At 63.4% G+C, this 9,350-nt stretch carries 8 protein-coding genes and 1 pseudogene; all 9 read left to right on the forward strand.

The genetic code is table 11. The features are described 5' to 3' along the window. The first annotated feature begins 54 nt into the window (after positions 1–54). Positions 55–1,398, forward strand: coding sequence for an MFS transporter (locus tag APH33_RS04230; RefSeq protein WP_054883949.1), 1,344 nt, complete (start codon positions 55–57; stop codon positions 1,396–1,398). Positions 1,399–1,886: 488 nt separating this feature from the next. Continuing rightward, a complete protein-coding gene (gabP, locus tag APH33_RS04235) occupies positions 1,887–3,278 on the forward strand; it encodes a GABA permease (protein WP_054883950.1) in 1,392 nt (463 codons plus the stop codon). Positions 3,279–3,339: 61 nt separating this feature from the next. Beyond that, positions 3,340–3,477, forward strand: a pseudogene (locus tag APH33_RS27135) (DUF1016 domain-containing protein); the annotation flags it as partial. Positions 3,478–3,758: 281 nt separating this feature from the next. Continuing rightward, positions 3,759–4,610: an STAS domain-containing protein gene (locus tag APH33_RS04240; protein WP_054883951.1), complete on the forward strand. Its 852-nt coding sequence runs from the start codon at positions 3,759–3,761 to the stop codon at positions 4,608–4,610. A 4-nt stretch (positions 4,611–4,614) separates the two neighbouring features. Next, on the forward strand, positions 4,615–4,977 hold the full coding sequence (locus APH33_RS04245; RefSeq protein WP_054883952.1) for an STAS domain-containing protein: 363 nt from the start codon (positions 4,615–4,617) through the stop codon (positions 4,975–4,977). Further along, a complete protein-coding gene (locus APH33_RS04250; protein ID WP_054883953.1) occupies positions 4,974–5,378 on the forward strand; it encodes an anti-sigma regulatory factor in 405 nt (134 codons plus the stop codon). The genes APH33_RS04245 and APH33_RS04250 overlap by 4 nt, the downstream gene beginning before the upstream one ends. Then, positions 5,375–6,385: an ATP-binding protein gene (locus APH33_RS04255; RefSeq protein ID WP_054883957.1), complete on the forward strand. Its 1,011-nt coding sequence runs from the start codon at positions 5,375–5,377 to the stop codon at positions 6,383–6,385. Before APH33_RS04250 ends, APH33_RS04255 begins: the two co-directional genes overlap by 4 nt. After that, on the forward strand, positions 6,378–7,241 hold the full coding sequence (locus APH33_RS04260) for a sensor histidine kinase KdpD (RefSeq protein ID WP_054883954.1): 864 nt from the start codon (positions 6,378–6,380) through the stop codon (positions 7,239–7,241). The genes APH33_RS04255 and APH33_RS04260 overlap by 8 nt, the downstream gene beginning before the upstream one ends. After that, positions 7,231–9,174, forward strand: a complete 1,944-nt coding sequence (locus tag APH33_RS04265; RefSeq protein WP_054883955.1) for a response regulator — start codon at positions 7,231–7,233, stop codon at positions 9,172–9,174. The genes APH33_RS04260 and APH33_RS04265 overlap by 11 nt, the downstream gene beginning before the upstream one ends. Positions 9,175–9,350 lie beyond the last annotated feature (176 nt).

Genomic DNA, 9,350 nt, shown 5'->3' on the forward strand with positions numbered 1-9,350 from the left:
CACACCTTCTCCGCACAAGAACAATCGCTTCCACCGAGAAGCAAGAGGGTCCACATGAACAGCAAATCCGCCGTCGCCCCATCGCAGGCCGTGGCCGGGGTCGGTCGCCATCGTTTCCTGGTCCTGGCGCTGATCTTCGTCATCACCGTCATCAACTACGCCGACCGCGCCACCCTGTCGATCACCGGCACCGAAGTCCTCAAAGACCTGGGCCTGGACCCTGTGATGCTGGGGATGATCTTCTCGGCCTTCGCCTGGGCCTATGCCCTGGGCCAGGTCCCCGGCGGCTGGCTGCTCGATCGCTTCGGCGCGCGCCGGGTGTATGGCCTCAGCCTGGTCCTGTGGTCGCTGTTCACGCTGCTGCAAGGCACCGTAGGCTGGCTGGGCCTGGCCGGGTTTTCCGCGGCGGCGGCGCTGTTCTCCATGCGCTTCATGCTCGGCCTGGTGGAGTCGCCCGCGTTCCCGGCCAACTCACGCATCGTCAGCTGCTGGTTCCCCACCCGTGAGCGCGGCACGGCCTCTGCCTTGTTCAACTCGGCGCAGTACATGGCCGTGGTGGTGTTCACCCCGCTGATGGCATGGATGACCCACAGCCTGAGCTGGGAACAGGTGTTCATCTGGATGGGCGTGCTGGGGCTGCTGCTGAGCGTGGTGTGGTTCCGCCTTTATCACGAACCGCACAGCGCGCCGGGGTTGAGCCGCGAAGAGCTGGACTACATGCGCGAGGGCGGCGCCTTGGTCGACCTGGAGAAGGAACGCAAGACCGCCAAGAGCAAACCGACCCGTGCCGAGATCGCACAGCTGTTCACCAGCCGCAACCTGTGGGCGGTGTACCTTGGCCAGTACTGCATCACCGCGCTCACTTATTTCTTCATCACCTGGTTCCCGATCTACCTGATCAAGGGCCGTGGCATGACCATCATGGAAGCCGGCTGGGTCGCTGCGCTGCCAGCCATCTGCGGCTTCACCGGCGGCATCCTCGGCGGCTTCGTTTCGGACTGCCTGATCCGCCACGGCGTACACCCGTCGAAGGCACGCAAGACCCCGTTCGTGATCGGCATGGCGCTGTCCACCAGCCTGGTGCTGGCCAACTATGTGGACGGCAACGCGGCGGTGATCGCTCTGATGACCCTGGCGTTCTTCGGCAAGGGCCTGGCGGCGGTGGGCTGGGCGGTGCTGTCGGATGTGGCGCCGAAGAAGATGGTCGGCCTGTGTGGTGGCGTGTTCAACGGCATCGGCAATATCGCGGGCATCGTCACCCCGCTGGTGATCGGTTACGTGGTTGCCAGCACCGGTTCGTTCCACAACGCACTCTGGTTCGTGGCCGCCCATGGCGTGCTGGGGATCTTCGCTTACCTGTTGCTGGCCAGGCGTTTCGAGCGCACTGGGCAGGCGTAGGCAGACGCCTGAGCAACAGAGGCCCCGGGAGACCGGGGCTTTTTTGTTTGCATTGAGACTTGAATGGGCTTTACCGGCCTCTTCGCGGGCACGCCCGCTCCCACAGGTATTACACAAGATCTGAAATGTGTGCGGTCCCTGTGGGAGCGGGCGTGCCCGCGAAAGGGCCGGGCCTGCCAACACACATCCAGATGAAAAACTAAAGCGCCAGATGGATCCCTGGCGTGATCGGATATGCCATTCGCGACATCTGGCGCTCAGGGAAATGCCCTGTCGTGATCGAACAGTTCCGAGGCGTTCTCGTGTAATTTCCCGCAGCCTTACGGGGCTTAAATGAAGCCCGAACCACACCGGCATCTTGCTCTGTGACGTGTGCCAAAGATCAACAACAGCGCACCAGCAACGTGTCGACTTCCTGATTTGAAAGGAGATATTTTCGCCTACGCCTGCCCGTCCTTCCTTGTGTCAGCAAAAAGAGAACAAGATCAATGAACACCGTGGGATCTGATGGCAACCTTGCACAAGGTTTCAAGCCACGTCATGTAACGATGCTGTCCATTGCCGGCATCATCGGTGCCGGACTTTTCGTAGGCTCCGGGCACGCCATCGCGGCTGCCGGGCCAGCCACCATACTTTCCTACTTCGTGGCCGGGACCCTGGTGGTACTGGTCATGCGCATGCTCGGCGAAATGGCCGTGGCGCATCCGGACACGGGATCGTTCTCCACCTACGCTGACCAGGCCATCGGCCGCTGGGCCGGCTATACCATCGGTTGGTTGTACTGGTGGTTCTGGGTGCTGGTGATCCCGATCGAGGCATTGGCGGCAGGGCACGTGCTCAACGCCTGGTTCCCCGGTATCCCCAGCTGGATCTTCGCCCTCGCCTCGGTGCTGTTGCTGGCGGGCACCAACCTGTTCAGCGTGGCCAAGTACGGCGAGTTCGAGTTCTGGTTCGCCATCCTCAAGGTCACCGCCATTCTCGGTTTCATCGGCCTTGGCTTCGCTGCGCTGCTGGGCTGGCTGCCCGAGCGTGAAGTCAGTGGGCTGAGCGGGCTGATGGCCGAACATGGTGGCTTCGTGCCCAAGGGCTGGTCGGCGGTGGTCGGCGCGTTCATCACCGTGATGTTCAGCTTCATCGGCACCGAGGCCGTGACCATCGCCGCGTCCGAATCCAGCGACCCATCGCGCAACATCGCCAAGGCCACCCGTTCGGTGATCTGGCGGATCAGCACCTTCTACATCCTGTCGATCTTCGTGATCATCTCGGTGGTGCCGTGGAACGATCCACAGCTGGCAGTGGTGGGTTCTTACCAGCGTGCGCTGGAAATCATGAACATCCCCAATGCGGCTTTCATGGTCGACCTGGTGGTGCTGGTGGCCGTGACCAGCTGCATGAACTCGTCGATCTACATCGCCTCGCGGATGATGTACTCGCTGGCCAAGCGCGGCGACGCCCCGGCGCTGCTGAACAAGACCTCCAAGGTCGGCGTGCCACGCGCCGCAGTATTCGGCAGCACCCTGATCGGCGCCGCCATCGCCATCCTCAACTATTTCGCACCCAAGGGCGTGTTCGAGTTCCTGCTGGCCAGCTCCGGCGCCATCGCGCTGCTGGTGTACATGGTCATCGCCATCTCCCAGCTGCGCATGCGCCGCCGCCTGGAGCGCGAGAACACGGAGCTCAAGTTCCGCATGTGGTTGTTCCCGTACCTGACCTGGGCGGTCATCATTTTCATCGCCGGCGCGCTGGCCGTGATGATGTACACGCCTGAACACCGGGCGGAAGTGAGTTCGACCTTGGGCCTGGCGATCGTGATTTCCTTCCTGGGAATCGTGACCTCCCGGGGCCATGCGCAAACGGTGGGGGCGCGGTCGATGGGGTGATTGAATTCACCTTGCAACAAAGACGAGGGCACCCAGTGGATGGGTGCCCTTTGCTTTTTGGGTCGAATACGCGCTCAACTGCAGCTTGTCACCCGCTTTGATTGCGGAGTACCAGACACGACTGCCAGACAAGGCACTACTGCAGGCCAAGTTGCACGAGTTCTACGCCTTGGGAACTGTTTCTGATGACGGCGCTTGAGCTCGGGTCAAACCATCGTGCCCCTCGTGCAGCAGGCCTTCATGGATGGATGCCAGGCGCTGCTGCCCTGTGCCTGAAGCGCGGCCCTGGTGTTCGCTGAGCTTGTCGGTGCGCTGCTGAACTGCTCGCTGCCCCACCTGGGTGTTGAGACAGCGCGCTGATATGGCCCATTGCAACTATCTTTCCCGTGCGCCACAACTATTTGAATGTGAAGATGTCACTCTCAACAGACTGGCGCCCACCTGAGGATGCCGACCTTAACGCACAGGAGCGAAAGGCACATGGCAGCATTGCAAGGCAGCACGTTGGAAGCAATCAAGGTAAACCAGGCTCAGCTGATCAATGGGTGGCTTGCGGCCCTGGAAGCCAGCGGCGCCACGCGCAACATCAAAGAGCAGACGCTCAACCAGGAAGCCCGCGAATTCATCCAGCTGCTGTCGCAAGGCATGCAATCGGATGGCGACAGCAATGTCGCCACGGGTGAATGGGAGGAAACCCGGCGCTTTTTGGAGAAGTTGTCTGCCAGCCGCGCCCAGCTCGGTCATGATTCGCACCAGACGGTGTTCTTCATCTTCGCCCTCAAAGGCCCGTTGTTTGGCTTGCTCCAGGCCCATTACAGCGATGAGCCTGCGCGCCTCGCCGAGCAGCAGTGGGCCATCTCTGAACTGCTCGACAGCCTGGGCATGCACACCATGCGCACCTACCAGAAAACCCGCGAAGCGGTGATCAAGCGTCAGCAGGAAGAGCTGCTGGAGCTATCCACCCCCGTGGTCAAACTGTGGGACGGCGTGGTGGCGCTGCCGCTGATCGGCACCCTGGACTCGCAACGCAGCCAGACCGTGATGGAATCGTTGCTGCAACGCATCGTCGACACCGGTTCGGAAATCGCCATCATCGATATCACCGGCGTGCCGACCGTCGATACCCTGGTCGCCCAGCACCTGCTCAAGACGGTGACTGCAATCCGCCTGATGGGGGCCGACTGCATCATCAGTGGGGTGCGCCCACAGATCGCCCAGACCATCGTTCACCTGGGGCTCGACCTGGGCACGCTGACCACCAAGGCCAACCTTGCCGACGCGCTGAAACTGGCCCTGTCACGCCTGGGTGTGAGCCTGGCCGAGCGGGGATAAGGCCATGGAACGCATACCGATCCTGCAAATGGGCGAATTCTTGCTGGTGACCATTCAGGTCGACATGCATGACGAACTGGCCATGCGCCTGCAGGACGATCTTACCGACCGTATCAGCAGCACCTCGGCCCGTGGCGTGCTGATCGACATTTCAGCACTCGACATGGTCGACTCCTTCATCGGCCGGATGATCGCCGACATCGCCAGCCTGTCGCGGCTGATGGACGCCCAGGTGATGGTGGTTGGCATGCAGCCAGCGGTGGCCATCACCCTGGTGGAGCTGGGCCTGAACCTGCCCGGTGTCAGCACGGCATTGAACGTCGAGCGTGGCATGCAGCGCCTGCGCCAGACCGTGAGGCGCGTATGAATGCCCATGACAGTGGCAGTCTGCCGGTGCGTATCGAGCAGGACGTGGTGCTGGCCCGTCAATTGGCCCGCAAGCTGGCCGGCGAATGCGGCATGCGCCTGGTGGACCTGACCAAACTGGTGACCGCGGTCAGCGAGCTGGCGCGCAACACCGTGGTCTACGGCGGTGGCGGCGACATGGACTGGCAGGTGCTGGAAGAGGCCGGGCGAACCGGCTTGCGCCTGGTGTTCCGCGATGAAGGCCCGGGCATCCCCGACATCAACCTGGCGCTGACCGACGGCTGGACCTCCGGCAATGGTCTGGGCCTTGGCCTGACCGGAGCCAGGCGGCTAGTCGACGAATTTGAACTGGACACCGCGCCAGGCGAGGGCACACGAGTGACGATCACGCGATGGGCATGAACATCCATGCCAGCCTCACGCTGGTGTTGCCGCTGGAAGACAGCAGCCAGGTCGGCCACGCCCGGCGCATGGCGCAGAAACTGGCCGAGCAACAAGGCTTCGACAGTGAAGATGCCGGGCGCGTGGCCCTGCTGGCGACCGAACTGAGCAGCAATGTGCTCAAGCATGCACAACGCGGCGAGCTGCACCTGCGTGCGATACCCGGCGCCAACGGCTGCGGCGTCGAACTGCTGGCCGTGGACCGGGCGCAGGGCTTCGATACCGCCACCTGCCTGGCCGACGGTTATTCCACCGGCGGCACCCAAGGCATTGGCCTGGGTGCCATTGCGCGCCTGGCGCAGGTGTTCGACGTATATACCGATGCGCGAGGTTCGGTGATCATGGCGCGCTTGTACCGGCGCCAGGACGCCGGTCACGACATCCGTATCGGCGTGAGCCATCACGCCCTGCATGACGACCCGGCCTGTGGCGACACCTGGCACGTGGCGATCGACGGCAACCGCCTCAGCGCGCTGCTGGTGGATGGCCTGGGCCACGGGCCAGATGCCGAGACGGCCGCGCAGGCAGGCGCTGTGGCCTTCGCTGCCGATGCATTCATCGATCCGCTGCTGCTGATCGAGCGGCTGCACCGGGCAATGGTCGGCACCCGCGGTGGCGCTGTCGCCATCGCCCAGCATGATGCCAGCCAGAACCGCCTGTCCTTCGCCGGCATCGGCAATATCGGCGCCAGCCTGATCCAGGGCGCCCAGGCACGTGGCCTGGCCTCGCTGCCGGGCATTGTCGGCGGCCAGTACCGCAAGGCGCAGGCCTTCGACTACGCTCAGGTAAACGGCAACCTGCTCATCCTGTACAGCGACGGCCTGCAATCGCGCTGGAACCTTCAAGACTACCCTGGCCTGGTGCATCGCCATCCGGCCGTGATCGCGACCGTGCTGCACCGTGATTTCTGCCGTGGGCGGGATGATGTGACAGTGCTGGTCGTCGACCTGGAGCCCACCCATGGCTGAACCCTTGACCGACCCAGTGGCACTGGTCGCCCGCCTGCAGGCCGAAAACCAGGCACTGCGCGCCGAACTCGACGAGACCAACCAGGGCGTGCTGGCGCTGTATGCCGAACTGGACATCCAGGCTGAACAACTGCGCCAGGCTTCGGACCTGAAAAGCCGCTTCCTGTCCTACATGAGCCACGAATTCCGCACACCGCTGGGCTCGATCCTGAGCATCACCAGCCTGCTGGCCGACGAACTGGATGGCCCCTTGTCCGAAGAGCAGCACCGCCAGGTCGCGTTCGTCAGTACCGCCACCCGCGAGCTGTCGGACATGGTCGACGACCTCCTCGACCTGGCCAAGATCGAGGCCGGGCGCATCACCATTTCGCCGGCCTGGTTCGACATGCTCGACCTGTTCGCGGCCCTGCGCGGAATGTTCCGGCCAATTGTCGACGCCAGCGCGGTGGACCTGATTTTCGAAGAGCCGGTCGGCCTGCCAAGGTTGTACACCGACGACAAGAAGCTTGCGCAGATCCTGCGCAACTTCATCTCCAACGCCGTGAAATTCACCTCGCGCGGAGAGGTGCGCGTTTCTGCCCGACTGCAAGGCGAAAACAAGATCCGCTTCGCCGTCAGCGATACCGGCATCGGCATCCCTACCGGGCTGTTGAACACCTTGTTCGAGGATTTCGCCCAGGTCGACTCGCCGCTGCAGAAACGCCTGCGCGGCACCGGCCTGGGGCTGTCGCTGTGCAAGCGCTTCGCCACGCTGCTGGGCGGTGAGGTGGGCGTGACCAGCGAACCAGGGATCGGCTCATGCTTCTTCGTGATCATCCCGCTGGCCTTGGCCCAGGAGAACGCCGATGAAACCTGATGTGCGCCTGCTGATCGTCGACGACAACGCGGCCACCCGCTACGCCTTGCGCCGGCGGTTGGGCGTGCATGGCTATGAGGTGCTCGAAGCCGGCACCGGCGGCGAAGGGTTGGCGCTGATCAGGGAGCAGCAGGTGGATGCACTCATCCTCGACGTCAACCTGCCCGACATGAGCGGTTTCGATATCGTTCGCCTGCTGCGCCAGGACCCGGGCACAGCCTTGTTGCCGGTGATCCACGTTTCGGCGGCATCGATCCAGAGCGGCGACATCATCACAGGCCTCAACGCCGGTGCCGATGCCTACCTGATCCACCCGGTCGACCCGGACGTATTGCTGGCCACCCTGCGTACGCTATTGCGGGTACGCGACAGCGAACGTGCGCTGCGCGAAAGCGAGGCGCGTTTTCAGGAAATCTTCCGCAGCGTATCGGCGCCTATCGCCGTGCTCGACGCCGCCTTCAAGGTGCATGAATGCAACCACGCATTCGCCCACCTGATGCAGGACAACCGCGACCCGCAGCAACTGCGCGAGTGCTTTGCCGAAGGCCAGGCACTGGTGCTGGAAGAACTGCGCGAGCACCTGCGCGCCGGCAAGCGCTGGCGCGGCAACTTGGGCATGCGTCTGCACGGCGAGCGGCGCGATACCGAATGGCAGCTGTCACCGTATCGCGCGCCTGGGCTTTGCCTGGTGTTCATCGAAGACATCACCGAGCACCTCCATCGCGAACGCTCGCACCTGGCGCGCCTGGACGACGCCACCACGCAGTTGGCCAAGGAAGTCGCCGAGCACGCGCGCACCGAGGCCCAGTTGCTGCAGTTGCAGAAGATGGAAGCCCTGGGCAGCCTGACCGGTGGCATCGCCCATGACTTCAACAACCTGCTGACGGGCGTGATCACCAGCCTCGAGCTGATCCGCAAACGCGTCACCGAAGGCCGCATGGAAAAGGTGCCGAAATACGTCGATGCAGCGCTCAGTTCCGCCAACAGCGCCGCCGTGCTGACCCACCGCCTGTTGGCCTTCGCTCGCCAGCAACCGCTGGACACCCGGCCGGTGGACGTCAATCAGCACGTCAGCTCGCTGGAGGAGCTGCTCGCCCGCACCATCGGCGAACGCGTCACCCTCAGCCTGGATTTGTCTACCCATCCTGCCATCGCCCTGGTCGACCCCGTGCAGCTGGAAAGTGCCGTGCTCAACCTGGTGATCAACGCCCGTGATGCCCTGCCCAAGGGCGGGCAGATCTGGGTCAAGACCTGTACGGCGTTGGTCCATGGCGACCCCAACCTGCAAGACGGTCCCTATGTAGCGGTGACGGTGCGTGACAACGGCAGCGGCATCGAGCCTGATGTGCTCGACAAGGTTTTCGACCCGTTCTTCACTACCAAACCGCTGGGCCAGGGGACCGGTTTGGGGCTGTCGACCATATACGGCTTCGCCCGGCAGTCGGGCGGCCACGTAGTGCTGCGCAGCGTATTGGGTGAAGGCACCGAGGTGACCCTGATGTTGCCCGCCACCGAGGATATCGCCGTGCCCCCGCACCGCGAAGTGGCGGAAGATGCCCGCGGCAATGGCGAGCATGTGCTGATTGTCGAGGACATGGCTTCGGTGCGCCTGTCGGTGGCCGAGGCACTGACCGACGCAGGCTACCGCTGCACACTGGCATCGACGATCGACGAGGCGCTTTTCCATCTGCGGCACGAGCCAGGGCCGGATTTGCTGTTGACCGATGTGGGGCTGCCGACCCTGAGCGGGCGCGAACTGGCGGATATGGCCAGGGTTTGCAGGCCAGGGTTGCCGGTGGTGTTCATGACCGGGTATGCCGATGAAGCGCTGGACCGGCAGGCGTTTCTGGGGGTGGGGATGGATATGCTGGTGAAGCCGTTTCGGTTGGGCGAGTTGCTGGACAAGGTGAGGCGGGCGGTGGGGCGCGTTTGAACAGCCGCCCTCAAGAGCAGAGCGGCTTGAAGTTGTTTCAAGGCGTTGTGTAAAGGCCCGGCCCGGCCTGGCAGGCCAGGCGGAGCATGCTGCGGGCCAGTGCAGCGCCTGCGGATCGATGGGTTTCTGAATCCGGACACAAAAAAAGACGCCCTAGGGCGTCTTCTTTTTTGGAA

Source organism: Pseudomonas sp. NBRC 111130 (assembly GCF_001320485.1).
GTDB classification, from domain to species: domain Bacteria; phylum Pseudomonadota; class Gammaproteobacteria; order Pseudomonadales; family Pseudomonadaceae; genus Aquipseudomonas; species Aquipseudomonas vlassakiae.